Annotated in this window: 18 protein-coding genes and 1 riboswitch; of the genes, 9 read left to right on the forward strand and 9 right to left on the reverse strand. The window is 66.0% G+C overall.

Going from position 1 to position 24,834, the window contains the following annotated elements:
* Positions 1-177 precede the first annotated feature (177 nt).
* From ACXR2T_RS00955 to purH, 6 genes are all read left to right on the forward strand, one after another.
* Positions 178-2,181 (forward strand): cell division protein PerM, encoded by a 2,004-nt coding sequence (locus tag ACXR2T_RS00955; protein WP_458838059.1) that lies wholly within the window; start codon positions 178-180, stop codon positions 2,179-2,181.
* Positions 2,182-2,194: 13 nt separating this feature from the next.
* Positions 2,195-2,304: riboswitch (TPP riboswitch) on the forward strand.
* Complete coding sequence (locus tag ACXR2T_RS00960) at positions 2,298-3,368, forward strand: thiamine ABC transporter substrate-binding protein (protein ID WP_458815057.1); 1,071 nt, start codon at positions 2,298-2,300, stop codon at positions 3,366-3,368. (Overlaps the previous riboswitch by 7 nt.)
* A gap of 120 nt (positions 3,369-3,488) precedes the next feature.
* Positions 3,489-5,093: an ABC transporter permease gene (locus tag ACXR2T_RS00965; RefSeq protein ID WP_458838058.1), complete on the forward strand. Its 1,605-nt coding sequence runs from the start codon at positions 3,489-3,491 to the stop codon at positions 5,091-5,093.
* Positions 5,093-5,686, forward strand: a complete 594-nt coding sequence (locus ACXR2T_RS00970; protein WP_458838057.1) for a nucleoside/nucleotide kinase family protein — start codon at positions 5,093-5,095, stop codon at positions 5,684-5,686. The genes ACXR2T_RS00965 and ACXR2T_RS00970 overlap by 1 nt, the downstream gene beginning before the upstream one ends.
* Positions 5,687-5,722: 36 nt before the next feature.
* A complete protein-coding gene (purN, locus tag ACXR2T_RS00975; RefSeq protein WP_458815063.1) occupies positions 5,723-6,322 on the forward strand; it encodes a phosphoribosylglycinamide formyltransferase in 600 nt (199 codons plus the stop codon).
* 78 nt (positions 6,323-6,400) lie between these two features.
* Positions 6,401-8,092, forward strand: a complete 1,692-nt coding sequence (gene purH / locus ACXR2T_RS00980) for a bifunctional phosphoribosylaminoimidazolecarboxamide formyltransferase/IMP cyclohydrolase (RefSeq protein WP_458838056.1) — start codon at positions 6,401-6,403, stop codon at positions 8,090-8,092.
* A 54-nt stretch (positions 8,093-8,146) separates the two neighbouring features.
* On the opposite strand, the gene ACXR2T_RS00985 is transcribed toward purH, so the two are convergent.
* Positions 8,147-8,620, reverse strand: coding sequence for a VanZ family protein (locus ACXR2T_RS00985; protein ID WP_458838055.1), 474 nt, complete (start codon positions 8,618-8,620; stop codon positions 8,147-8,149).
* A gap of 146 nt (positions 8,621-8,766) precedes the next feature.
* On the opposite strand from ACXR2T_RS00985, the gene ACXR2T_RS00990 reads away from it, so the two are divergent.
* A complete protein-coding gene (locus ACXR2T_RS00990) occupies positions 8,767-9,120 on the forward strand; it encodes a hypothetical protein (RefSeq protein WP_458838054.1) in 354 nt (117 codons plus the stop codon).
* A gap of 96 nt (positions 9,121-9,216) precedes the next feature.
* Here ACXR2T_RS00990 and ACXR2T_RS00995 read toward each other — a convergent pair whose 3' ends face one another.
* The 5 genes from ACXR2T_RS00995 to ACXR2T_RS01015 form a co-directional block, all read right to left on the reverse strand.
* Complete coding sequence (locus ACXR2T_RS00995; RefSeq protein ID WP_458838053.1) at positions 9,217-9,591, reverse strand: META domain-containing protein; 375 nt, start codon at positions 9,589-9,591, stop codon at positions 9,217-9,219.
* Between the two features lie 235 nt (positions 9,592-9,826).
* Positions 9,827-11,350, reverse strand: a complete 1,524-nt coding sequence (locus tag ACXR2T_RS01000; RefSeq protein WP_458838052.1) for an aldehyde dehydrogenase (NADP(+)) — start codon at positions 11,348-11,350, stop codon at positions 9,827-9,829.
* A 148-nt stretch (positions 11,351-11,498) separates the two neighbouring features.
* On the reverse strand, positions 11,499-12,479 hold the full coding sequence (locus tag ACXR2T_RS01005) for an alpha/beta hydrolase (protein ID WP_458838051.1): 981 nt from the start codon (positions 12,477-12,479) through the stop codon (positions 11,499-11,501).
* Between the two features lie 4 nt (positions 12,480-12,483).
* Complete coding sequence (locus ACXR2T_RS01010; RefSeq protein ID WP_458838050.1) at positions 12,484-13,968, reverse strand: flavin-containing monooxygenase; 1,485 nt, start codon at positions 13,966-13,968, stop codon at positions 12,484-12,486.
* A gap of 144 nt (positions 13,969-14,112) precedes the next feature.
* Positions 14,113-15,330: an alcohol dehydrogenase catalytic domain-containing protein gene (locus ACXR2T_RS01015; protein WP_458838049.1), complete on the reverse strand. Its 1,218-nt coding sequence runs from the start codon at positions 15,328-15,330 to the stop codon at positions 14,113-14,115.
* A gap of 147 nt (positions 15,331-15,477) precedes the next feature.
* On the opposite strand from ACXR2T_RS01015, the gene ACXR2T_RS01020 reads away from it, so the two are divergent.
* A complete protein-coding gene (locus ACXR2T_RS01020; RefSeq protein WP_458838048.1) occupies positions 15,478-17,244 on the forward strand; it encodes a helix-turn-helix domain-containing protein in 1,767 nt (588 codons plus the stop codon).
* 125 nt (positions 17,245-17,369) lie between these two features.
* Positions 17,370-17,618 carry an antitoxin VbhA family protein gene (locus tag ACXR2T_RS01025; RefSeq protein ID WP_458838047.1) on the forward strand — a complete coding sequence of 83 codons (249 nt, stop codon included), beginning with the start codon at positions 17,370-17,372 and terminating at the stop codon, positions 17,616-17,618.
* A 210-nt stretch (positions 17,619-17,828) separates the two neighbouring features.
* Here the strand turns inward: ACXR2T_RS01025 and ACXR2T_RS01030 are convergent, their stop codons facing one another.
* The 3 genes from ACXR2T_RS01030 to ACXR2T_RS01040 form a co-directional block, all read right to left on the reverse strand.
* Entirely contained in the window at positions 17,829-19,664 is a 1,836-nt protein-coding gene (locus tag ACXR2T_RS01030; protein ID WP_458815079.1) for an ABC transporter ATP-binding protein, read from the reverse strand.
* A gap of 36 nt (positions 19,665-19,700) precedes the next feature.
* A complete protein-coding gene (locus tag ACXR2T_RS01035) occupies positions 19,701-20,726 on the reverse strand; it encodes an agmatine deiminase family protein (RefSeq protein WP_458838046.1) in 1,026 nt (341 codons plus the stop codon).
* Between the two features lie 175 nt (positions 20,727-20,901).
* Positions 20,902-24,615, reverse strand: coding sequence for a multifunctional oxoglutarate decarboxylase/oxoglutarate dehydrogenase thiamine pyrophosphate-binding subunit/dihydrolipoyllysine-residue succinyltransferase subunit (locus tag ACXR2T_RS01040; protein ID WP_458838045.1), 3,714 nt, complete (start codon positions 24,613-24,615; stop codon positions 20,902-20,904).
* Between the last annotated feature and the right edge of the window lie 219 nt (positions 24,616-24,834).

Genomic DNA, 24,834 nt, shown 5'->3' on the forward strand with positions numbered 1-24,834 from the left:
GTGGCGGCTCGTCATTTCGGTGCGTAGTCGTGCCTGCTCGCGGCTGTGGTCATATGGCGGGACGCATTACCGACCCACGCAGCTAGGAGCGGCTACACAAACGCGGGCTCGCAAGACGGCCAATCAGCTCAGCGGCTACCAGTGGTTACCAGCGGCGCAGAGTAAGCTTCTGAAGCAATGAGAGCGATAATAACGGCCGTGGTCGCGGCGATTGAAGGCTGCGCGGCGGCACTGGCGGGTATCGCGCTGATCGCCCTCCCTGCGCTCCTTCTGTGGGTGGTGACATTCGGTATAGCGGCCGAACCGAGCGACGTGGCCGCCGCCGTCGCGGGCACCTGGCTGCTCGCGCACCTGGTGCCTATGCAGTTCGTGCTCTCGCAGGAGACCATGCTTGGCATGGGGCTCGGGCAAGATGCGCTCACGTTCACGCTGTCGCTCGCCCCGCTCGCGATCACGCTTGTCTCGGTCGCCTTCGCGGTGCGGGCGGGCAGACGACTGAGTCGCCGCGGCCGCAGCGGTGCTGCCGGCATTGTGGGTGGCACCGCAGGGTTCGCCGCGGTCGCATGGGGTGTGGCTACCGTCGCGGGCGACTACAGCGCCTGGCCGAGCGCCGCCGCGGTCGCTGTGCCCGCGCTCGTCTACCTGGCGCCGGCAGCGGTCAGCTTCGCGATCGCGGCCGCGGTAGGGCACGAACACTGGTGGTCGCTCTGCGTGCGTGGCATGCAGCGCGGGCTCGAATTTCTCGGCGTGCAAGGATCGGTGGCGGCGTTTCCTGCCCGCGCCGCGACTGTGGCGCGGCTCACCGCAGGAGCCCTTGCAGGCGTCATCACTGTCGCCGCCGTCGCCCTCGCCGTCGCACTTGCGGCGGGGTTTGCCGACGTGATCGCGATCGCACAGGCACTGCAACTCGACATGCTCGGCTCGCTGCTATTGTTTCTCGCGCAGCTCGCCCTGCTGCCCGTCGGCGTAATTTGGGCGCTCGCGTGGCTGAGCGGCGCGGGTTTCGTGGCGGGTGGCGCGTTCTCGCCATTTCATGACACCGCGGCGTCCCTCCCGTCGCTGCCCATACTGGGCGCGCTGCCCAGCGGCTGGGGGTCGTTCGGCGCGCTCGCGCCGGTGTTGCTCGTGCTCGCGAACCTGGCAGTCGGCGTGCTACTCGCTCAGAGCGCTGAGCTGCGCCGCGCTTCGTGGCCGATCGCTCTCGCGCTGCCAATGATCGCGGCGGCCTGCACAGGCCTCGCCGTGGCTGGTCTCGCCGCCCTCGGCTCCGGATCCCTGGGCCCGGGTCAACTCGCGGCGACGGGCCCAGCCCCCTGGGTGACGGGTGGGCTCGTCGCTGCCGAGGTGGCCGTGGGTCTCGTGCTCGGTGTTGCGGCGGTGCGACTCGATTATTCACGGGTGCGCGAAGTGCTGCCCGAACCGGTGGCGCGGTGGAGTGCGGCTCGCGCAGACAGGGCCGCGGGCTCAGCGAGCGCAGGGTTCGCCGGAGCGGGCTTCGCCGAGGCTGAAACCGTCGACCTGTCGGCGGTACGCGATGATCGTAGCCTTCACGATGACTACGCCACAGAGCCTGCGGGCGCTCCCGTTGTCGATCTGTTCGCCGAGGTACTGCACGAACCGGTCGGGGCACGTGCTGACGACGACGCCTACGGCACCGACTCTTTCGACACCGAGGCGCTCGACAGCGAGGCGCTCGACAGCGAGGCGCTCGACAGCGAGGCGCTCGACAGCGACTCTTTCGACAGCGACTCTCTCGACACCGACGGGATCGCGTCTGACGCGCTCGATGCCGTAGCCTCTGACGGGGAGCCACTCGATACGGGCGAAGTTCGCGCGGCGGCGGGGGATCCGGAGCAGGGGGCTGCGCCCGAGCGCGCCGAAGACACTGCGTTCGACATTGAGACGATGAAAGACACAGGCGAAGTGCCCGAGCCTGCCGCGCCGCGCGAAGGCCCGCGAGATGCCGGGCGACCGGGCGAGCGTGCGCGCAGCGCGCTCGAAGACGCCGAAGCTATCGAGCGCGCGTTTGCCTGGGACGCGAATGATTCGGGCGGCCTCGATGACCTACGTGGCGGCGGTGCTCGCGCTCGTGATGACAGTGGCAGCGATGACGCGGCGGCAGGATCTGAGAGTAAGCGCGGGCGCTTTCTGCGGCCGAATTGGCGCGGATCGAGGAAGTAGGGCTATGGTGGGGTCTGTAATCCACGGGAGTCCCTGCGCGAGGGGCTGAGAGGAAGCACGCGAGCTTCGACCGTTTAACCTGATCTGGTTCATGCCAGCGGAGGAAGGACGGCTCAATGAAGCCTGCAATCTCAACCACTCTCGGTGTACTCGCGGTCTCGGCTCTGGCGCTGACCGGCTGCGCAACTGACAGCGTCGGGCAGGCGGGCGCGCAGCCCGCAGCCGGCGGTGACAAGAGCGTCACGCTGGTGGTGCACAGCTCGTTTCCGAACGAGGAGTTCGCGGCCGCCGCGAGCAAAGCGACCGGCTACGACGTCGAGGTGATCGAAGCCGGTGACGGCGGTGAACTCACCAACAAACTCGTGCTCACGCAGGGTGCCCCGATCGCCGACGCATTCTTTGGCGTCGACACGATCTTCGCATCACGGCTCATCGACAGCGGTGCAGTCGAGGCGTACACACCCGCCGCGCTGCCCGCGGGCGCCGCCGACTTTGCGATCGAAGACTCGGGGCTTACCCCCGTCGACTTCGGCGCGACCTGCGTGAACATTGACACCGGCTGGTTTGCCGAGCAGGGTATCGCCGAGCCCGTCACGTACGAAGACCTCACGAAGCCTGCGTACCGTGATCAGACGGTGCTGCTCGACCCGACCGCATCGTCGACGGGCGCATCATTTCTCGTGGGCACGGTTGCCGCGTTTGGCGACGAGGGCTACGTGAAGTACTGGCAGGACCTGCTCGATAACGGTGCTCGCATCGAGCAGGGCTGGAGCGACGCCTACTACGGCCAGTTCACGCAGGGCGGCGAGTCGGGCAAGAAACCCATCGTCGTGTCGTACGCCTCGTCACCCGCGTTCACCGTGAACGAGGCGGGCGACGCCACGACCACGAAGGCGCTGCTTGATACCTGCACGCGACAGACCGAGTACGCTGGCGTGCTCGAGGGGGCAGCGAATCCCGAGGGAGCGCGGGCCGTAGTCGACTACCTCGTCTCACACGAGTTTCAGAGCACCATCGCCGACGCGATGTACATGAACCCCGTCGACGACACCGTCGAAATGCCCGAGGCGTGGGCCCAGTTCGCCCCTGAACCGACCGCCAAGCAGGCGCACGACCTGAGCGCCGCCGAGATCGAGCGCGGCCGTGAGGGCTGGCTGCGCACCCTTGGCGACGAGATCGGGTTGTAGCCCCTGCCGACTCGCAGCGCAGGCCGCGCGCACGCCGCACGCCGCACTTCTTACGCACGCCGCACACCCCGCGGCCAGGCCCTCTGGTGGAGCCTGGCGGCGGGGTTGCCGCTCGCGTTCTTGACGCTGTTTTTTGTGTGGCCCGTGCTGTCGCTCATCGCCACGGGATTTTTATCGGGCGGCAAGTTTGATGCGAGCGGGCTCGGCGAGGTCTTTGGCTCACCCCGCACGTGGCGAGTCATCGGGCAGACCCTTGCACAGGCCGGGCTTACCACCGCCGCGTCAGTGGCGCTCGGGCTGCCAGCCGCCTACGTGCTGTATCGGCTCGAGTTTCGTGGCCGCGGTCTTGCGCGGGCGCTCATGACCGTGCCATTCGTGCTGCCGACCGTGGTGGTGGGTGTCGCGTTCACCGCGCTCGTGGGGCCGGGCGGGCCGCTCGAATGGACGGGCCTCGACCGTTCACTCACGGTGATCGTGGCGGCGATGACCTTCTTCAACGTGCCGGTGGTTGCCCGCACGGTGGGCGGCTTCTGGGCGAGGCTCGACGACAGCGCGTGGGCCGCCGCCCGCGTACTCGGGGCAGGCCGGGTGCGCGCCTGGACCAGCGTCACCCTGCCCGCGCTCGCCCCGGCGCTCGCGTCGGCGGCAGCGCTCGTGTTCTTATTCAGTGCGACATCGTTCGCGATCGTGCTCGTGCTGGGCGGCCGCGCCTTCTCGAACGTCGAAACCGAAATCTACCGCCTCACGGTGCAGTTTCTCGACCTGCGGGGCGCGGCCGTGCTCTCGCTCGCGCAGTTCGCCATCGTGGGAGCAGCGCTCGCGGTGTCGGCGTGGCTGCGGCGCCGGGGCGAACGCGCGACCCACATCGTACGAGAAGACGAGCGCGGCGCCCGCCCCACGCTCGCAGACCTCCCCGCGATCGCCGTGTTCGCGGCGACGCTCATGCTGCTGCACGCGCTCCCTATCGCGACGCTCGTGGCACGCTCACTGCGCGGGCCAGACGGCACATGGAGCCTCGCAAATTACGTGGCGCTCGTCATTCCGCCCCCCGATTCCCCGCTGCGTGGCAGCGTGTTTGATGCAGCGTGGCTATCACTCAGGATCGCGCTCATCGCGGCGCTCCTCGCGATGGTGCTCGGCACCCTCGTCTCGCTCGTGCTCTCACGCAGGCCGCGGTCGGCCGCTCTGCGCCGCGGCATTTCGCTCTTCGACGGGCTCGTCATGCTGCCGCTCGGAGTCTCGGCGGTGACGCTCGGCTTCGGGCTCCTCATCACGATGAACAAGCCGCTCGGCATCGGCTTCGACCTGCGCACATCGGTCGTGCTGATTCCTATCGCGCAGGCGCTCGTCGCGCTGCCGCTCGTGGTGCGCACCATGCTGCCGGTGCTGCGCGGCATCGACCCCGAGCTGCGCTATGCCGCCGCCGTGCTCGGCGCGGGCCCCAGCCGCGTGCTGCGCGCCATCGACCTGCCGCTCGTGGGCCGCAGCGCGGGCCTCGCCCTCGGCTTCGCGTTCGCCGCGTCGCTCGGAGAGTTCGGTGCGACCTCGTTTCTCGTGCGGCCCGGCGCCCAAACGCTGCCGGTCGTGATTGCCGAGCTGATCGGCCATCAGGCCCCAGGCAGCTACGGCGCGGGCCTCGCCGCCGCGGTCGTGCTCGCATCGATCACCGCGACCGCGATGGTGCTCGCCGAGCGGTTTCGCACCGACCAGCTGGCGGCGTTCTGATGGGCGGGGACGCGCTGCCCTCACCGGCAGACTACGACGTGCTGCTCATCGACGGGCGATCCGGATCAGGGAAAACCTCGCTCGCCGAGCGTGCCGTGGCCGCGGCACGCCTGTGCGACCTCGACCCGCAGCTGCTGCACGTGGAAGACCTGTACCCCGGGTGGGACGGGCTCGCGGCAGGCTCGCGCGCGCTCGCCGGGGTGCTCGCCCAGCGTGCCTACCGCCGGTATGACTGGCTCGCGGGGGAGTTTGGCGAGCGCGTGGTGATCGGGCCCGAGCTGCCGCTCATCATCGAGGGGTGCGGTGCGCTCACGCGCGAGTCGCTCGCCGCGGCGCAGGCGTTTGCGGTGGGGCGTGCTCGTGCGATTGGGCAGCCCGACGACCCGAGCATCGTGGCGCCCGGCGCGCGCGTGCTCAGCGTGTGGCTCGAGTGCCCTGCCCTCGAGCGGCAGGAGCGCGCGCTCGCCCGCGATGGAGAAACGTACGCTCCGCACTGGAACCGGTGGGCCGAACAAGAAGACGAGCTCTACGCGCGCACACGGCCGTGGCTGCTTGCCGACCGCATCGTGCGCAGCGCGAATCAGCCCGGTTAGCACAGGGCCAGCCCGCGCGGCGGGTAGACTAGTCGGGTGCTGAAACTTGCGGTTTTGATCTCTGGCGGCGGTAGCAACCTGAAGGCGCTCATCGACGCGACCGAGCAGCCCGGGTTTGGGGCGCGCATCGTGTGCGTTGGTGCCGACACCGACGCCCCGGGCCTCGCCCACGCAACCACGGCGGGCATTCCCACATTCATCGTGCGCCCGCGCGACTACGGCAGCCGCGAAGAGTGGGGGCAGGTGCTCGCCGCCGCGATCCAAGAACACGGTGTGGGCACGGGCCCCGAGCCGGGACTCGTCGTAAGTGCGGGGCTGATGCGGATCCTGCCGGGCGGTTTCGTACGCGAATTCTCGCCGAACCTGATCAACACCCACCCCGCCCTGCTGCCGCACTTCCCGGGCGCGCACGCGGTGCGCGACGCGCTCGCAGCGGGCGCCACCGAGACCGGTGTGACCGTGCACATCATCGACGAGGGCGTTGATACCGGGCCCGTGCTGCGCCAGGCGCGCGTCGAGATTGAGTCGGGCGAGGCCGAGCCCGAGCTGCACGAGCGCATTAAGCAGCTCGAGCGGCCGCTGCTTGTTGAGACCGTGCGCGAGATCGCTGAGGGCACCCTCGTGCTCGGCGCTTAACGCTTAACACCCTTGTGCGCGGTGCGCGCCCCCAATACCTACGATTTGTTTGACCCACTCGAGAAACCAAGGAGCCCCATGGCAGTCCAGAGCCACGATCCCAGCCTCTACGAACACCGCGACCAGGTGCAGGTGCGCCGCGCCCTGATCTCTGTCAGCGACAAAACCCGCATCGCCGAGCTCGCGACCGCGCTCGTCGAGGCCGGCGTCGAGATCGTGTCGACGGGGTCAACCGCCGCGACCATTCGCGACGCGGGCCAGCCCGTGACCGACGTGGCCGAGGTCACCGGCTTCGCCGAGGTGCTCGACGGCCGCGTCAAGACGCTGCACCCCGCCGTGCACTCGGGCCTGCTCGCAGACCTGCGCCTCGCCGCACACCGCGACGAGCTCGAGAAGCTCGGCATCAAGCCGTTTGAGCTCGTGGTGGTGAACCTCTACCCGTTCGAGGAGACGGTCGCGCAGGGCAAGCCCGCCGCCGACGTCGTCGAGAACATCGATATCGGTGGCCCGTCGATGGTGCGCGCGACCGCTAAGAACCACGCGAACGCCGCGATCGTGGTGTCGCCCGCGCGCTACGACGAGGTCATCGCGGCGGTGCAGTCGGGCGGCACCTCACTCGACCTGCGTCGTTCGCTCGCCACAGAGGCGTTCATTCACACCGCACAGTACGATGCGGCCGTCGCCAACTGGTTCCTCGATCAAGACGAGCAGGGCTGGGGCGCAGACGAGGCCGAGGGCGCCGACTCGATCGAGGCCGACGCCGAGGTGTCGTTCGACGTGCTTTTCGAGACGCCCGGCGAGGGTGCCTCGATCAGCGAGAAGACGGTGGGCTACGAGATCTTTGGCATGCGCGAAGACGTGCTGCGCTACGGCGAGAACAGCCACCAGCGTGCGGCGCTCTTTACCGAGCTCGAGGGCACGGGTATCGCGCAGGCGCAGCTGCTGCACGGCAAGGCCATGTCCTACAACAACTACGTGGACGCCGACGCGGCGCTGCGCGCAGCGTTCGACCACGAGCGCCCCGCCGTGGCGATCATCAAGCACGCGAACCCCTGCGGCATCGCTGTCGCACCCGAGGGAGCAGTCGACCCGATTGCGGCGGCGCACGAGCTGGCACACGCCTGCGACCCCGTCTCGGCGTTCGGTGGTGTGATCGCCGCGAACCGTGTTGTGACCGCCAAGATGGCTGAGACCGTGTCGGGCATCTTCACCGAGGTGATCGTGGCCCCCGGCTTCGAGCCCGCCGCCCTCGAGATCCTCACGCAGAAGAAGAACGTGCGGCTCCTGGCGCTGCCCGTCGACTTTGCACCCAACCCGATCGAGCTGCGCCAGATCTCGGGCGGGTTCTTGCTGCAGGACTCAGACCGCACGTTTGCGCCCGCCGCCGAGTGGACCCTCGCCACGGGGGAGCCGGCAGACGCTGCGACGCTCGCCGACCTCGAGTTTGCGTGGCGCGCATGCCGCGCAGTGAAGTCGAACGCGATTCTGCTCGCGACTGACGGCGCTTCGGTGGGCGTGGGTATGGGCCAGGTCAACCGTGTTGACTCGTGCCGCCTCGCGGTCGATCGCGCGGGTGACCGTGCGCGCGGTGCGGTGGCAGCCTCAGACGCGTTCTTCCCGTTCGCCGACGGCCTGCAGGTGCTGCTCGACGCCGGTGTGCGCGCGGTTGTGCAGCCCGGTGGCTCGGTGCGCGACGCCGAGGTCGTTGAAGCGGCGAAGGCAGCTGGCATCACCATGTACTTCACGGGTGAGCGCCACTTCTTCCACTAAGCGAGGGTGAGCGGCTGGCGACGGGCAGGTACCGTCGCCAGCCGCTTTTTCGTGTCACCCGCGTGCTGCGCCTGCCGCACGCCGTGTACCCGCGCAGCGCAGTGCGAGCAGCAACGCAATGGCGGCTGCCCCCGATGCCACGTCGATGGCGACGTCGCGCACTTCGCCCGAGCGTCCCGGCACGAACAACTGGTGCACCTCGTCAGAGATGGCGTACGCGGTCACAAATACGAGGCTGAGTACCGCCACTGTCGGTAGTGAGAGCGCCGATCGAAGCCGCGTAAGCGCAACACTGCGCAGGGTCTCGAAAGCGAGCAGCCCCAACACGAAGTATGCGGCCGCGTGAGCGCCTTTGCGCACGAGTAACGTAATCGTGTCGAGCTGCAACGATGCTCCCGCGCCTTGTACGTAACCCGCGATAGCGTCGCTCGGCACGTCAGAGGCGTCGCCCGGTTGCGCCGAGAACGCGAAAATGAGCCCCATCCACGCCGCGAGCAGCGTCAAGAACAGCGTCACGCGAAGCCACATGCGTAACCTCCCTCGTGCTGTGCTGTCACCGCGTTGCAGAGCGCGGCGTGCACCGCGCTGTCTACCCTAAAGTTCATCGGCCGCCCTCATCGTAACAACCGACGGCGACAGCTGCTGTGCAGGGGGCAACAGCTACGATAGACACTATGGAAATTGTTAAGGGCATTCTTGTCGTTCTGCACATCGTCGGCTTTGGTGTGGTCTTCGGCGGCGCACTCGCCCAGCTGCCCCGTGTGAAGGAGGGCGCCGCGAAGATCAGCGCGGGAATGATGCACGGAGCCTGGCTGTTGCTCGCGACCGGTCTGCTGCTCGTCGGCATGACATACGCCCTGGGCGGCAAGCCGGACAACGCCAAGATCGGCGTCAAGCTCATTGTTCTACTCGCGATCATCGTGCTCGTGCTCATCAACCGCAAGAAGCCGCAGGTGTCGGGTGGCATCATCGGCGCGCTCGCGGGCCTCTCGGCTGTGAACGTCGCTATCGCGGTGCTCTGGAGCTAATAGCGGCAGCATGAATACAAGAGGGGCCCGGATCATTTGATCCGGGCCCCTCTTTGTACAGGGCAGCACTTGCGTGCTGCCCTGAGATGCCGCGCGCTAGTCGGCCGTGCGCTTGAGCGTGCCGATCTCTTTGCCCGCCTCATCGCTGATGGTGATCGTGTCGCCTGAGACTTTGCCAGTGGCGGCCTGACCGAGCCAGGTGTCGACGCCCTCACAGAACATCATGGTCGAGGCAAGCTGGCCAAACTTTACGACGCCAGCGTCTTCGGTGTAGCTGCCCATAAGCCGATTGCAGCCGTCGGTGCCGGTGACATTGCCGTCTTCTGCGAACTCGAGTGAGGGTTCTTTCTCTTGCGCCGTGTTGCCCCACGACCCCACCACTGAAGCGTCGCCAGAGGCCGAGCAACCGGTGAGAGCGAGTGCGGCGACAGCGGCCGCGGCGGCAATGATGCGCAAACGTGAGGGTGTCATGCGCTCAGCGTAACAGTGCGGGCGATGCCGAAGGAAGCATTAACAGGAGATCCATAACGACCCCATCATCCTGCGCTCGTTCGCAGAATCGAGTGTGGATCCTGCGACTCGTTCCTCGCGCAGGATGACGTGGTTGGGGTGGCTCGCGCAGGATGACGTGGTTGGGGTGGCTCGCGCAGGATGACGTGGTTGGGGTGGCTCGCGCAGGATGACGTGTACGAAGCCGCGTGGTGGCCTACTCCCAGCGCTCGCCCCAACCCTGGGAACCCCCGGCCGCGGCGACCTGCTGCGGCACGCCGCCCGGATTGTCATCGCGCAGCTCAGCGGGCAAGAACGCCTGCGGTGCGTTTTGAAAAGCGACCGGGCGCAAGAACCTGCCAATGGCGGCCGTGCCCACAGAGGTGCTTGCGTCGTTCGTCGTCGCGGGCCACGGACCGCCGTGCTGCTGCGCGGGCGTCACCGCCACGCCCGTTGGCCAACCGTTGAACAGTACTCGCCCCACCTGGCGGCTCATGGCTGTGACGAGCTCTTGCAGCTCGGCGGCGTTTGAGGTGGTGCCGGTTGCCTCCTGGCTGCTCAAGTGCAGCGTACCCGTGAGGTTTCCCTCATAAAACTCGGGCATGAGGGCCGCGAGGTCGGTGCCGTCTGGCGTCTCGACCAGAATCGAGAGCGGCCCAAACGATTCTTCAACGAGCGCGGCGTGGCCGGCCCTAAAGTCTGCGAGCGAGACTGCGACGACGGTGGGGGTAGCCCAACCTTGACCTGCCTCGTCAAACCGCATGCTGCCCTCGAGGATCGTGGTGACTCCGGGGGATGTGAGTACCTCACCGCGGCGGGTATCGAAACCGGTTGCGATGCGTGGGTCAAGTAGGCGGTGCTCGGCAGGAACACCCGCCGCCGATTTGATGGCAGCGGGCAGAGCCGACGCGGCCGGGGCGAACACGAATCCAGGCTTCGTGCACAGCTGGCCCGCAGAGCCCGAGACGCTCGTGAGGTAGCCCGCCGCGATTTCGCCCGCACGCTCAGCGATCGCGTCGGCCGTGATGAATACGGGGTTCACGCTACCGAGCTCGCCGTAGAACGGAATAGGGGCGGGGCGACTCGCGGCGATGTCGGCGAGTAGCCTGCCGACCCGAATCGACCCGGTGAATGAGCCCGCCTTGATGCGGGAATCTTTGAGTACCTGAATGCCCGCGTCGCGGCCGTGGATCAGATGAAAAATACCCTTGGGCATGCCTGCGGATTCGAGGGCGGCCGCAGCGACCTTGGCGGTCGCGTCTGAGAGCTCGGGGTGACCCGAGTGCGCTTTGACGATGAGTGGGCAGCCCGCGGCGAGAATGGCCGCTGAGTCTCCGCCCATCACCGAGAACGCGAAGGGAAAGTTTGAGGCAGAGAAGTTGATGACGGGGCCAAGCGGCACGTGAGTGCGGCGCACGTCGGGGCGCGGGCCGAGCACGAACTCGGGGTCTGCGTGGTCGATGCGGGCGTCGAGGTAGCTACCGCCGGTGATGGCCTCGGCCATGAGGCGCAGCTGCACAGCCGTGCGTGTGACCTCGCCAGTGAGACGGGGCGAGGTGAGCCCCGTCTCACGCATCGCAATCTCGACCAGCTCGGGTTTGTATTTCTCGAGGGCGCCTGCCACGGCTACGAGGGCGCGGGCCCTATCTGTGGCTGCGGTGGCCGCAAACGCCGGTGCCGCTGCAGCCGCGCTCGCTACGATGACTTCGAGTTCTGGTGTGAGTGTCGACGACTGTGTCATGGTTCCATCTTGCCACGCGCTACCGCCCGAGTGTGCGGGTGATGAACTCGGCCGCGCGCACGACAGATGCCCCAGTAAGTTTGCTTTAGGGTCGCCTAGATCAAACTTAGTGGGGCATCTGTGGGCAGGTTCGTGGGAAGACCTATCACTACCGCCCGAGTGTGCGGGTGATGAACTCGGCCGCGCGCACGAGCTGCGCCTCGCCCGAGGCGATCTTGCCGGCCGACGTGAAGATGCCGTGCGCGTGACCGGGCAGGTGTGTGAGTTCGACGTGGGTGCCACGTTCGGCGAGCAGCCGCGCGTATTCGAGCCCTTCTTCGGCGAGCGGGTCGAGCCCGAGCGTGATGATCCACGCTGGCGGCTGCGCGGCAGCGCCCGGCTCTCGCACAGCGAGCAGCGGCGACACACGATGGTCGAAGCCGTCCTCGGGGTGTGCGAGAAACTCACGCGCAAACCAGCGCATCGTGTCGGCGGTGAGGGGAAACCCCTCTTCAACGCGGGCATACCCGGCCGACTCCGCCGACACATCGAGTACGGGGTAAAGCAGCACCTGCGCGGCAACGGCGGTGCCGGGCACCCGCAACGAGGGCTCGAAGGCGAGCGCGGTTGCGATGCCGCCGCCCGCGCTGTCACCCACCGTGACGATGCACCGAGCGTCCCAGCAGCGGGCAGCGGCTTCGTCACGCAGCCACTCGACTGCGCGGCGTGAGTCGAGGTGTGCTGCTGGGAACCGGTGCTCTGGCCCCAACCGATAGTCGATCGCCACGACGGGCAACCCCGTGAGAGTAGCGAGCCTGCGGCAGACCGGATCATGGGTTTCAAGGGAACCAATGATCCAGCCGCCACCGTGCGCAAACAACAGCACGGCGTCGTCTGCTGAGCGAGCACCCGCGGGGCGCGGGTCGTAAACCCGCACCCCAAAGCGCTCGGCGCCCTCCCCAATCGAAACGTCTTCGACGAGTGTCACCTCGTCGCGCGGCAGACCGTTTGCGGCGCTCGAGCGTTCATAGCCCTCACGCGACGCGGCCATTGACGCGGCGTCTTGAAACGATTGCGAGCCCGCGGCGCGAAACGCAGCAACCATTTCGCGCTGATCCGGAGCGACAACCTCGAGAGGAAGGGCGGTCATGAGCCTAGGCCTCCACGAGCTCGAGCGACTTGACGACGTAGTCGTCTGCGTTGAACTCGCGCGCCCAGTCGCGGTACTCCTCGACGGTGCCCGACCAGTTGTTGATGACCTTGCCCTTCGAGTTCTTGTACCAGCTCGAGCACTCGCTCGAGAACGCCGAACCGCGCATCTCGGCCTGCAGCTGCTCGTTGAACGCGTCGAGGCGGTCGCGGCGCACATTGACCGACACCTTCTCGAGGTCAGCGGTCTTCGCGAGCACGTCCTGGACGTATGCCTGCTGAATCTCGAGCATCGTGACGACCGAGTTGTGGTTCAGGTTGGTGTTGGGGCCGTACATGAGGAACATGTTGGGGAACCCGTCGACCGCCATACCCACGTAGGCCTCGGCGTCTTCGGTGCCCCAGCGCTCAGCGAGCGTGACGCCGTCGCGGCCGATGATGTTGAGGTTGCCCTGGAAGTTCTGCGAGTAGAACCCTGTCGCGTAGATGATCACGTCTGCCTCGTGCTCCACGCCGTCGGCGGTCACGATACCGTTCTCGGTGAAGTGCGACACGCCCTCGGTGACCAGCGTGACGTTGTCGCGCAAGAACGTGGGGTAGTAGGCCGAGGTGCGCAGAATGCGCTTGCAGCCAAACTCGTAGGTGGGGGTGAGCTTCTCGCGCAGCTCGGGGTCTTCGATCACCGAGTGCAGGTAATCGATCGACTCCTTGGCGCCCTCGGCCTGGCCGCCCGTGTTGGAGCGGGTGCGCTCGAAGCCAGCCTCACGCAGCTCGTGGATCGCGCGACGCGACTCCTCGAACGTCTCGGGGTGCGCTTCGAACGTGTCGAGCTGCTCCTGCGTGAATTCGATCTGCTCGCGGGGCAGGATGTAGTTGGCCGAGCGCTGGAACACCTCGAGCTGGCCAGCCTCTTCTGCGACGAACGGCACGTACTGCACGGCCGAAGCGGCCGAACCGATCGAGATGACCTTCTTGCCCTTGAGGTCAACGTCGTGACGCCAGTGCGCCGAGTGGAACTGCGCACCCTTGAACTTGTCGCGGCCCTCCCACGCGGGGATCTTGACCTCGCTGAGCTGGCCCCAGGCGGGAATGAAGAAGTCAGAGGTGTACTGCTCGCCGTTCGCGAGCGAGATCAGCCAGTGTGCCTCTTCTTCGACCCAGCGGGCCTCGACGATTTCGGCGTTGTAGTGCATGTGCTTCTCGATGCCAAACGCATCACGCAGCTGCTGCTGGTAGCCGAGCATCTCGTCTTGCCCCGCGAACATCTTCGACACGCGCAGGTGCGGAAAGAAGGTGTAGTTGTAGACGTGCGCCTGGGTGTCGCACGCGGCGCCCGGGTAGGTGTTGTCGCGCCACACGCCGCCCACGGCGTCTGCCTTCTCGAACACGGCAAAGTTATCAACGCCAGCGCGCACGAGCTGCGCTGCCATGCCGAGGCCGCCGAAGCCGGAGCCGAGAACCGCTACGCGGAAGTGCTGGGGAGTAGTCATGATGTGTCCTTATTGCTTGGGGTGAATGTTGATGTCTATGGTCATGCTGCGCGAGCTTGCGGGTCGCAGCATCCAAAGCGAAAGCTGTTACGAGCTTGGCTATGGGTTCTGCGACTTCTTCGTCGCGCAGAATGACAAAATCTTCTAGCTGCCCACGGCGGCGAGGGCTGCCTCGGGCGTTGCCGCGGCGGCTGCCTCTAGTGCCGGATCCGCCTGCGCCTGTGGCATGCGAATGATTTGGCGCAGCACGGTGCCTGCTGCGAGCGCGTCCATGCCCTCGTTGATGTCTTCGAGGGCGATTTCGCCGCTGATGAGGCGCTCGAGCGGGAGCTTGCCTTCGCGCCAGAGCTGCTCGAACTTGGGGATGTCGCGGCTGGGCACTGCCGAACCGAGGTAGGAGCCGATGACCTGCTGGGCGCGCGCGGTGAGCTTCAGCGGTTCGATCTCGCTCATGGCACCGGGGGCGGGGAGCCCCACCGTGACGAGGGTGCCACCAAAACCGATGAGCTGGTACGCAGTCTCGAACGCGCGAGGGTGGCCCACCGCCTCGATCACGACGTCAGCGGTGATGCCCTGCTCGATGGCCTGCTGCGGGGTGAGTGCGGCGGTGACGCCCCACTCGCGCGCAAGGTCAAGCTTGGCGTCGTTCGCGTCGATCGCGTACACCTCACGCGGGCCGATGCCGAGGGCGGTGAGAAGCGCAGCCATGCCAACGCCACCGAGGCCCACCACCGCGATCATCTGCTGCGGTGCGAGCTTCGCCGCGTTGAGCACCGCCCCGCCGCCCGTGAGCACGGCACAGCCGAGCACCGCGGCAATGTCGGCGGGCACATCTGCGCCAACGGGCACTACCGAACGCCGGTCGACCACCGCGTACTCGGCGAAGCCCGAGCAACCGAGGTGGTGCTTCACTTCTTCGGTGGCACCTGACTCAGTTTCGCGGCTGAGATGCTGGCTACCCGTGAGCAGCGTGCCGGCCTCGTTGGTGCGGCTGCCCTCTGCGCAGGGGAGCCGGCCGTCAGTTTCGCACTGTGCGCACTCGCCGCAGCGGGGCAGAAAGGTGAGGACGACGCGCTGGCCGAGCTCAAGGTCGGTGACGCCGTCGCCCAGCTGCTCAATGATGCCGGCGGCCTCGTGGCCGAGCAGCATCGGTACGGGGCGGGGGCGTGAACCGTTTACGACCGAGAGGTCTGAGTGGCAAATGCTCGCGGCCTCGATGCGTACGAGTAGCTCGTGGGCGCCGGGGGCGTCGAGGGTGAGGGTGTCAACGCTTAAGGGGCGGCTTGCAGCGTAAGGCGCCTCGGCGCCCAGCGTGTTCAGCACAGCGCCGCGAATGCTGCGCGCCCGGGTGGTGTTGCTCATGTCATCTCCGTCGAAGGTGAAGCGTGGTGAAACTGTGACCAGTGGCCCGCGTAGCTGTGGGGGCCTTGACTACGAGCATGCCCGGGCTCGCTCGCGAGTCGTGTGGAGAGTTCTATACATTTCAAAAATCAACATAGACTTCTTTACATGCAGAACCTCGGTGTGCCCGCCCAAAGCCACGAAGAACTCGTGGAGTGGGCGCGCAAGCAGCAGCGCCTCACCAGCTCAATCTCTGAGTTTGCGATCGCGATCACCTCGATTCGCGACAGCTCGGCGGCGCTGCAGCAGCTCGTGGCGCGTGCGCGCACACTGCTGGATGTCGACATGGCCTACATCAGCTTGAACGGCACCGATGGCTCGGGGCTCACCACCATTGTTGAGACCTCGGGGGTGTGGACGGAGGCCTACCGCACCCTGCAAATGCCGCTCGGCGCCGGGGTGCTGGGCCGCGTCGCGCAGGCGGGCGAGCCCGCGCAAACCTCCGACTACGCCGCCGATGAAGCGCTCACCCGCGACGAACGGGTCGACCGCATCGTCGCGGCAGAGGGGGTGCAGGCAATTCTCGGGGCGCCGATGCGATCTGGCGGCGAAATCATTGGTGCGCTGCTCGTGGCCAACCGGTTTGCGCGCGAGTTCTCGGCCGAGCAGGTCTATATCGCGCAGACACTCGCCAACCTGGCCGCCGTCGCGATTGACAACATGACTCGGGTATCGGAGCTCGAGGCGGGGGGCGACAAGCTACGTGCTGCGCACGCCGCGACCAAGGCCGAGCTTGCAACCGAGCGCCGCGTGACGGGCGCAGACGAAGCACTGATGGACGCGATCGCTGGTGGCGGCGGGCTCGCGGCGCTGCGCGACGGCATGACCCGCGCGCTCGGGCGCAGCGTGCAGCTTGTCGACCTGACCGTGCGCTTTGACATGCGTGCGGCCGCGGCCGACATCGGTGACGCTGAGCGGCCGCTCATCGCGCTGTCGGCGCGCACTGGCACCCCGCAAGCTCACGCCCGCGAAGATGGCACGCAGCACGCGATCATGGCGGCGACGCGCGGCACCGACCTGGTCGGCGCGGTGATGGCCCCTGGCCCGCTTTCGGCGAGTGACGACCTCGTGCTGCGACGTTGCGCCCGGGTGCTGGGCGTGTTCTTGAGCGCGCAGGATCGAGAACGCGGCGACCTGGCCCGGCGCAGGCGCGAGCTCATCGAGCAGGTGTTAGCGCCGGCACCCGGAGGCCTCGGGTTCGCGGTCATCACACAGCTGCGTGAACTGGGCATCGTGGCGGGTAAGCCGTTTCGCGTGCTCGTCATCGACGGCTCAGAGTCGACCCTGCGCGAGTACGCGCACAAGCTCGAGGTCGATTTTGGACCATCACTGCTGCACGCAAAACTCGGTGAGCAGTTGATTGGCGTGGTGCCCGAGGCGGCGTTCGAACGTATTCAGGCCGAGATGGAGCAGCGTGGCGCGCGCCGCTGGGGGGCCATGCTCGTCGCGCACTCGCCGGCACTGCACATGTTCGAGGTCGTGCCAGACGAGTTCGCCCTGGTCGAGCGGGTGCTCGATGCCGCGCGCAGGTCGGGCTTCCAAGAAACGCTCGTGTCGCTCAAAACCTACGGCGCGATCGGCGCATTTCTCACCAAAGTGACGCTCGAACCCACGAGACTCGGTATCGCCGAAGTGCTCGGACCCGTGCTCGATTACGATCGCGATCATGGCACGGGGCTTGCCGAGACTGCGGCAGCGTTTCTCGATGCGGGGCACTCGGTGCCGCAGGCCGCGCTCGATCTGCACGTGCACGAAAACACGGTGCGCCAGCGGCTCGACCGCATCTCGAAGCTGCTGGGGGATGGGTGGGCGTACGGTCAGCGCGGTCTTGACTGCCACATCATGCTCGCCGCGCACCGCCTGATCGGCCGCTAACTGCACCCCCTTTCGTCATTCTGCGGGAGCGAAGCGACTCGCAGAATCCAGCAAGGCAGGCTCGTTCACCCACCACGTCGGCGGTAGTCGGTAGACTCCTATCAAGTGGATCAGGAGGCGTCGCCATGAAACATGCTGTCGATCGCGGGGCCGAAAGTCGCCCTGCCCGCGACCACGCGTCGATAGCCGAACGCCGTGAGTCGATGCTCAATATTCTGGGCAGCTGGGCGCTTGAAGATGCGATACCCGACGAAGAGGGACTCCGTGTTGTGAGGCGCTATGTAGAGGGCGAACTCACACTCACCGAGGCGATAGAAGAGGTGAAAGCTCGCTTCACACCGCTTCACTCCGACAGCGATCTTGGCCACAGATGAGTAACTTCCAAGATCCCTACCTTTATCCAGGCACGCTGGTGCTACGCAACCTCATCGGCAGAATCGAGAACGAACGTGCCAGCATTCGAGCCTTCAATGCCGGATCAGGGGAGCCCTTCAGAGTTCTACTCGAGGTCGCCCTTGAAACTCCCCTTGACGGACTGTCGCTACTCGATGAACAGCTGTATGTGGCAGCGCCCAGCAGCGAGACTAACCCACCACGTCGAACTGCTTGAGGCGTTTGCGGTCGGCCTTCGAAGCCGAGTGCTGCAGCGACAGCAGCTCGGCGTAGATGCCACCCGAAGCGGCAAGCGCGGCGGGTGAACCGATCTCGTCGATGCGCCCGTCCTTGAGCGTGATGATGCGGTCAACGCCTGCGATCGTCGACAACCGGTGGGCAATGATAAAGCTGGTGCGGCCCTGCATCAGATCGTCGAGTCCCTGCTGCACGAGCCGCTCAGACTTCGTATCGAGCGCGCTGGTGGCCTCGTCGAGCACCAAAATGGGGGCGTCCTTGAGCATGGCACGAGCGACGGCGATGCGCTGCTTCTGCCCACCCGAAAGCTTCATGCCACGCTCCCCGATGACGGTGTCGTAGCCCTCGGGCAGTTTCTCCACGAACTCGGCGACGGCGGCGCGCTGCGCAACCGCTTCGATCTCGGCTCGGCTCGCAGAGGGATTACCGTACGCAATATTCTCGGCGATCGAGCCCGAGAACAGCGACGGGTCTTGAAACACGACGCCGATGCTGCGGCGCAGCGATGCAAGGTCGGGCCCGCCACCCCGCACCGAGATCGCCCCGTCACCGGCCGCATAAAATCCGAGAAGTAGGCTGACCAGCGTCGATTTGCCGCCGCCAGACTCACCCACGAACGCAATGCGTTCGCCCGGGTGCGCGTCGAAGGTGATGTCGCGCAGCACCGGCTCGTGGTCTTCGTAGCCAAATGTGACACTGTCGAATGAAACCGTGGGGCGCAAGGCTTCGGTCGCCGCACCGGGGGTCGCTGCGCGGCCATGATCCGGATCGCGGGGCAGAGAACCAGCCCCGACGAGCGCCGCGGCATCGAGATCCATGACCTCGAAGTACGAGCGCGAGCCTGCGCTCGCGCGCTGGGCGGAGTCGACCACCCAGCTCAGGTTTTGTACCGGCTGCTTGGCCATCGCCATCAACTGGATCAGCATCACCATCTCGCCGGGCGTGAAATAGCCCAGCACGGTGCGCACGAAAATGATGATGTACAGGGCGAAAAAGATGAGGTTCAGCACGCCACGGCGGATCCCGTCCATCATGTGCCAGTGGCGCGACTGCTCGGCCGTGAGCGCGATTGTCTTATCGAATCGGTCGCTAAAGTCGCCCAGTTCGCTCGCCTCGCGCGCGAACGACTTTACGACCCGCATCTGACCTACGACCTCGGTGAATCGGCCAGAGGCAACGTCGACGTGCTCGTTCTTTTGGTGTTCGAGCCGCTGCCACTTGCGGCTCGTGAGCGCGGTGAGCCACAGGTAGACGGGGTAAGCGATAGCGAGCAGCACCGCGAGCGGCCAGTAGTGCCATGCGCTGATCGCGAGCACCGCGACCGTCGTCATGAGCATCGTCACGAACATGTTCGAGAACGACTTCATGAAGTTCGTGATCTCGGTGATCGATCGATTGAGGCGCGCAACAATTGTGCCGCTGAGCTCGTTATCGAAGTAGCGCTGCGGCAGCGCGAGCAGCTGCTCGTAGTAGCGGGTCGACAAAATCGTGCGCATCTTCGCACTCATCACGTCGCCCCAGTAGCCGCCAATGTTGCTGACGAACGTCTCAACGAGGCTCGCGGCGAGAAGCGCGAGGGCTAATAGCACGACGCTCCGGATCGCGCCGTCTGGCACCGCCTCACCGCTTGCTACCGCGCCTGCCGCGTCCACGACCACGTCGGTGGCCGCCCCCGTGATGAATGGCACCGCGATGCCCGCGCCGGTGATGACGGCGGCGGCGAGCATGATGCCGATGTAGTACGGCGTGAGCTGGCGGGTGAAGCGCAAAATTCGCGTGAGTGTCGACACGTTAGGGGCTACCTCTGCGGTGGTGGGTGGCGCAGCCTAAACGGTCTTGGGCTGCTGCTGCGTGATGCAGTGAATGCCGCCGCCGCGTGCGAACAGCGGGCGCGCATCAATGCCAATCACCTCGCGGCCGGGGTAGACGTCGCGCAGAATGCCGAGCGCTGTATCGTCGGCGGGGTCATCGTACGAGCAAGCAAGTACGGCGCCGTTGATGACGACGTGGTTGATGTAGCTGTAGTCAACGAATCCCTCTTCGTCGCGCAGCGTCTCGGGGGCGGGCAGGTCGATGATCTCGAACCCGGCCGACTGCGCGCTGCGGTACTGCTCGGCCACCTCACGGTTGGTCTTCGCGATGACATGGTCGGGGTGTGACTGCGAGTTTTGGCTGTGCATAAGGAGCACGTCGGGCGTGGTGAACGCGGCAAGAATATCTGAGTGGCCGCGGGTGCCAAACGTGTCGTGGTCACGGGTGAGGCCGCGGGGCAACCACAGAGCGCTGGTCGTGCCGATGGTGCGTGCGAGCTCGGCTTCGACCTGCTCCTTCGTCCAGCCGGGGTTGCGGCCCGGGTCGAGCTGCACGGTCTCGGTCAGTACGACGCGGCCGGTGCCGTCGACCTGAATGCCGCCGCCCTCATTGACCATCTCTGAGTTGATGAGCTCGGCGCCCGCCGCCTCTGCGACAATCTTGCCGATGTGCTGGTCGTGATCCCACTGCGCCCAGTCCTGTGCACCCCAGCCGTTGAACACGTAGTTCACGGCGCCCAGGCGGCCGTCGTCACCGATCACGAAGCTCGGGCCGATGTCGCGCATCCACGCATCGTTGAGGGGAGCCACGAGTGTATTGATCTGAGCCGAGAGGAATTTCGCGGCGATCGCTTCGTCGCCGGGGCTCACGACCACCGTCACGGGCTGGTGCTCACTTGCAGCGTTGGCAACGGCTGCCCAGGTGGTGCGGGCTTCGAGGGCTTCGGCCTCGGTGTCGCCGAGCGTGTACCCGGTGGTGGGCCAGGCGAGCCACAGGCGCTCCTGCTCGGTGCCTTCGATGGGCATGCGCCACGTCGTCATGAGTGCTCCTCGATGGGTCGGTGCGGTGGGCCAGGCGCCCCGCAAAAGTTGAAATTATTTTCAGTCTACCCTGCGGGGAGGTGCGAAGCCCAGCATGTTCCTGATGAAACGCCGCAGGGGGCTGCTTCACCGTCGAAGAATCGGTGAAGCAGCCCCCTGCTGGTCGGTAACTGAACTACGCGTCGAAGTTCAGCGCGCGCTTGATGAGCTCCTCTTGCTCGGCCGCGTGAACCTTCGCTGATCCGGTCGACGGAGCGGCCGAAGCCGCCCGCGATACGAGCGAAATGCGATCGTTCGCCAGGTGCTTTGACAGCTCGAGCGAAATGAACGGCCACGCACCCTGGTTCTCGGGCTCCTCTTGCACCCACACGAGACTTGCGTTCGTGTACGGTGCGAGGGTGCGCACGAGCTGTGCCCCCGGTACCGGGTAGTACTGCTCGACACGCACGATCGCGATGCGCGGGTCGGGGTTCTTATCAAGAGCGTTGCGCAGATCGTAGTAGACCTTGCCCGATACGAGCAGCACGCGCTCCACCGCTGAGTGCTCGGTGACCACGCGGTCGTCGATCACGGGCTGGAAGGTGCCGGTCGTGAAGTCTTCGACGTTCGAGGTCGCACCGCGCAGGCGCAGCATCGACTTCGGCGTGAAGACGACGAGCGGCTTGCGCGGCCGCGCGTACGCCTGGCGGCGCAGCAAGTGGAAGTAGCTCGCGGGCGTTGACGGCTGCGCGACAATCATGTTGTCTTCGGCGCACAGCTGCAGGTAACGCTCGATGCGGGCCGACGAGTGGTCAGGGCCCTGGCCCTCGTAACCGTGCGGCAGCAGCATGACGACAGAAGACTGCTGGCCCCACTTCTGCTCAGCGGCTGCAACGTACTCGTCGATGACGGCCTGCGCGGTGTTCGCAAAGTCACCGAACTGTGCCTCCCACAGCACGAGGGCATCTTCGCGCTGCAGCGAGTAACCGTACTCGTACGCGAGGGCCGCGTACTCAGACAGCAGCGAGTCGTAGATCCAGAACCGTGCCTGCTCCTCGGCGAGGTTCAGCAGCGGGATCCACTCCTGACCGTTCGCGCGGTCGTGGAATACGGCGTGACGCTGCGCGAACGTGCCGCGCCGCGCGTCTTGCCCCGCGAAGCGCACGGCCGTGCCCTCCATGAGTAGCGAACCGAGCGCGAGCAGCTCACCAAAGCCCCAGTCAATGCCGCCCTCGCGGCTCATCTGGGTGCGCTTGTCGAGCAGCTGCTGCAGCTTGCGGTGCACAGTGAAACCCTCAGGCTTGTTCTGGTGCGCATCGCCCACGCGCTCGACCACGCTGCGGTCAACCGCGGTTTCGAGGGGAGCCGGGCCGGGGCCGCCCACCTCGCCCATCTCTGCGATGCCGCTCTGGTCGATGATCGGGATCGATCCGGTCTGAGCCGCATGCGTCTCTTGGAACGCGAGCTCGAGACGGTCGTGGAAGTCCTTCTTGGTGTTCTCGTACTCTTCTTCAGTGAGATCGCCACGGCCCACGAGCGCGCTCGTGTAGAGACGACGGGTGGAACGCTTCGCCTCAATCAGATCGGTCATGAGGGGCTGCGTCATCGACGGGTCGTCACCCTCGTTGTGGCCGCGACGGCGGTAGCAGATCAGATCGATGATCACATCGACGTGGAACCGCTGACGGAACTCATACGCGAGCTTCGCGACGCGCACAACCGACTCGGGGTCGTCACCGTTCACGTGGAAGATGGGTGACTGCACAACCTTGCCCACGTCTGAGGCGTAGATCGCCGAGCGTGAGTCGGTGGGCAGCGTCGTGAAGCCCACCTGGTTGTTGATGATGATGTGAATCGTGCCACCGGTGCGGTAGCCGCGCAGCTGCGACATCTGCAGCGTCTCGTACACGACACCCTGGCCGGCCATCGCAGCGTCGCCGTGAATCAAAATCGGCAGAGTAGTGAATGAGCCGATTGGCTTCAGGTCTTGCTTCGCGCGCACAATACCCTCGAGTACACCGTTGACGGTCTCGAGGTGTGAGGGGTTCGCCGCGAGGTGAATGGGCACCTGCGTGCCGTTGGGTGCGGTGAACACACCCGACGTACCGAGGTGGTACTTCACATCGCCCGAACCGCCCTTGTTCGCCGTTTGGGCGCCCTCAAACTCGCGGAAGATCTGGCCGTACGTCTTGCCCGCAATGTTCGAGAGCACGTTGAGGCGACCACGGTGGGCCATGCCGACGTCAACGCTGTCGACCCCGTCTTCAGCGGCGTCGATGAGCATCGCGTCGAGCAGTGGAATAACCGACTCGCCACCCTCGAGGCTGAAGCGCTTCTGGCCCACATACTTCGTCTGCAGGAACGTCTCAAATGCTTCGGCCTCGTTGAGCTTCGACAGAATGCGCATTTGCTCATCGCGGCTCGGCTTCGCGTAGGGAACCTCGAGCTGCGCACGCAGCCACAGGCGCTGAGCCGGATCCTGGATGTGCATGTACTCGATGCCGATCTTGCGGCAGTACGAATCACGCAGCACACCGAGAATGTCGCGCAGGAGCATGGAGCGCTTGCCACCAATGCCACCCGTCACGAACTCGCGGTCGAGGTCCCAGAAGGTAAGCCCGTGAGACTCGATCTCGAGGTCGGGGTGTGTGCGCTGCACGTACTCGAGCGGATCGGTGTCGGCCATCAGGTGACCGCGCACGCGGAACGAGTTGATCAGGTCTTGCACGCGTGCCGACTTGTCGATCGCGCCCGACACGTCAACGTGAATATCAGAGGCCCACTGCACGGGCTTGTACGGGATGCGCAGCGCGGCAAAGATGTCTTCGTAGAAGTTGTAGCCACCGATGAGGCGCTGGTGCACCATCTTCAAGAACTCGCCAGAGCCCGCACCCTGAATGACACGGTGATCATAGGTGCTGGTGAGCGTGATCGTTTTCGAAATGCCCAGGTCGGTGAGCGTCTCGGGCGAAGCGCCCTGAAACTCTGCCGGGTACTCGAGCGCACCCGCACCGATGATGCAGCCCTGCCCCTGCATGAGGCGGGGCACCGAGTGCACCGTGCCAATGCCACCGGGGTTCGTGAGCGACACGGTGGCGCCCGCGAAGTCGTCGGCGGTGAGCTTGCCTGCGCGGGCACGCTTCACGAGGTCTTCGTACGCGGCTAGAAACTCGTTGAAGTCGAGCGTCTCGGCGCGCTTAATCGCGGGGACCATGAGGGCGCGCGTGCCGTCGGGCTTGGGGATATCGATCGCGATGCCGAGACCCACGTGGGCGGGGGCGACGACCGACGGCTTACCGTCGACCTCGGCATACATGACGTTCTGGCTGGGAAACTCCTTCAGTGACTGAATGAGTGCCCACCCGATGAGGTGCGTAAACGACACCTTGCCGCCGCGACTGCGGCGCAGGTTGTTGTTGATCACGATACGGTTATCGATCATCAGCTTCGCGGGAATCGTGCGCACGCTGGTCGCGGTGGGCACCTGAATGCTCATGTCCATGTTCTTGGACAGTGTGCGTGCCATGCCGCGCAGCGGCGTCACAACGTCTTGCGGTTCTGACTCTGTCGACTCCTTGGCCGACATTGCTGAGCGCGCGGTGTCTTTCGCGCGCGGCGCATCGGCCGGAATCGGTGCCACACGCGGCGCGGCGTTTGTGGTGCGCGCCGGCTGTGCGGGGGTAGTGATGGGGGTGGTCACCGGGATCGACGCTGTCGCGGGTGCACCGGGCGTGCTGCGCTGGGCAGCAGCCTGGGCTGCACCGTAACGCTCAAGCACCGGCCACCACGACTGGTCAACCGAATTCTTGTCGACCTGGAACTTCTTCCACATGTCGTCGACCAGCCACGCATTTGCGCCAAAATCTCCTGCGGGACCAGCCTCTGCGGTGGTCTCCGTGCGCTCCGCCAAAGCGACGTCCTCTCATTTTGTGATTCTCACAGCAAGATGTAGCCCCGGGTCTCGGCGCCACAGCCGTACACGTCAAGCCTACGCCTTTTTTGTTTGACGTGAAGCAAAACGCTGGGCCGAATCGTCAGAGAGAAATGATAAAGTTGTCTGCGCTATGGACCGAGACTCTCGAAGAAGCTCCGACCCCCCGAGTACCTGCCGCGCACTCGCGCGGCACCA

The sequence above is a fragment of the Leucobacter faecis genome (genome assembly GCF_054456635.2).

Bases quoted from the DNA above. Each gene is read 5' to 3' on its own strand.
- ACXR2T_RS00955 (WP_458838059.1), top strand. From the start codon at position 178: ATGAGAGCGATAATAACGGCCGTGGTCGCGGCGATTGAAGGCTGCGCG.
- ACXR2T_RS00960 (WP_458815057.1), top strand. From the start codon at position 2,298: ATGAAGCCTGCAATCTCAACCACTCTCGGTGTACTCGCGGTCTCGGCT.
- ACXR2T_RS00970 (WP_458838057.1), top strand. From the start codon at position 5,093: ATGGGCGGGGACGCGCTGCCCTCACCGGCAGACTACGACGTGCTGCTC.
- purH (WP_458838056.1), top strand. From the start codon at position 6,401: ATGGCAGTCCAGAGCCACGATCCCAGCCTCTACGAACACCGCGACCAG.
- ACXR2T_RS00985 (WP_458838055.1), bottom strand. From the start codon at position 8,620: ATGTGGCTTCGCGTGACGCTGTTCTTGACGCTGCTCGCGGCGTGGATG.
- ACXR2T_RS00990 (WP_458838054.1), top strand. From the start codon at position 8,767: ATGGAAATTGTTAAGGGCATTCTTGTCGTTCTGCACATCGTCGGCTTT.
- ACXR2T_RS00995 (WP_458838053.1), bottom strand. From the start codon at position 9,591: ATGACACCCTCACGTTTGCGCATCATTGCCGCCGCGGCCGCTGTCGCC.
- ACXR2T_RS01000 (WP_458838052.1), bottom strand. From the start codon at position 11,350: ATGACACAGTCGTCGACACTCACACCAGAACTCGAAGTCATCGTAGCG.
- ACXR2T_RS01005 (WP_458838051.1), bottom strand. From the start codon at position 12,479: ATGACCGCCCTTCCTCTCGAGGTTGTCGCTCCGGATCAGCGCGAAATG.
- ACXR2T_RS01010 (WP_458838050.1), bottom strand. From the start codon at position 13,968: ATGACTACTCCCCAGCACTTCCGCGTAGCGGTTCTCGGCTCCGGCTTC.
- ACXR2T_RS01015 (WP_458838049.1), bottom strand. From the start codon at position 15,330: ATGAGCAACACCACCCGGGCGCGCAGCATTCGCGGCGCTGTGCTGAAC.
- ACXR2T_RS01020 (WP_458838048.1), top strand. From the start codon at position 15,478: ATGCAGAACCTCGGTGTGCCCGCCCAAAGCCACGAAGAACTCGTGGAG.
- ACXR2T_RS01025 (WP_458838047.1), top strand. From the start codon at position 17,370: ATGAAACATGCTGTCGATCGCGGGGCCGAAAGTCGCCCTGCCCGCGAC.
- ACXR2T_RS01035 (WP_458838046.1), bottom strand. From the start codon at position 20,726: ATGACGACGTGGCGCATGCCCATCGAAGGCACCGAGCAGGAGCGCCTG.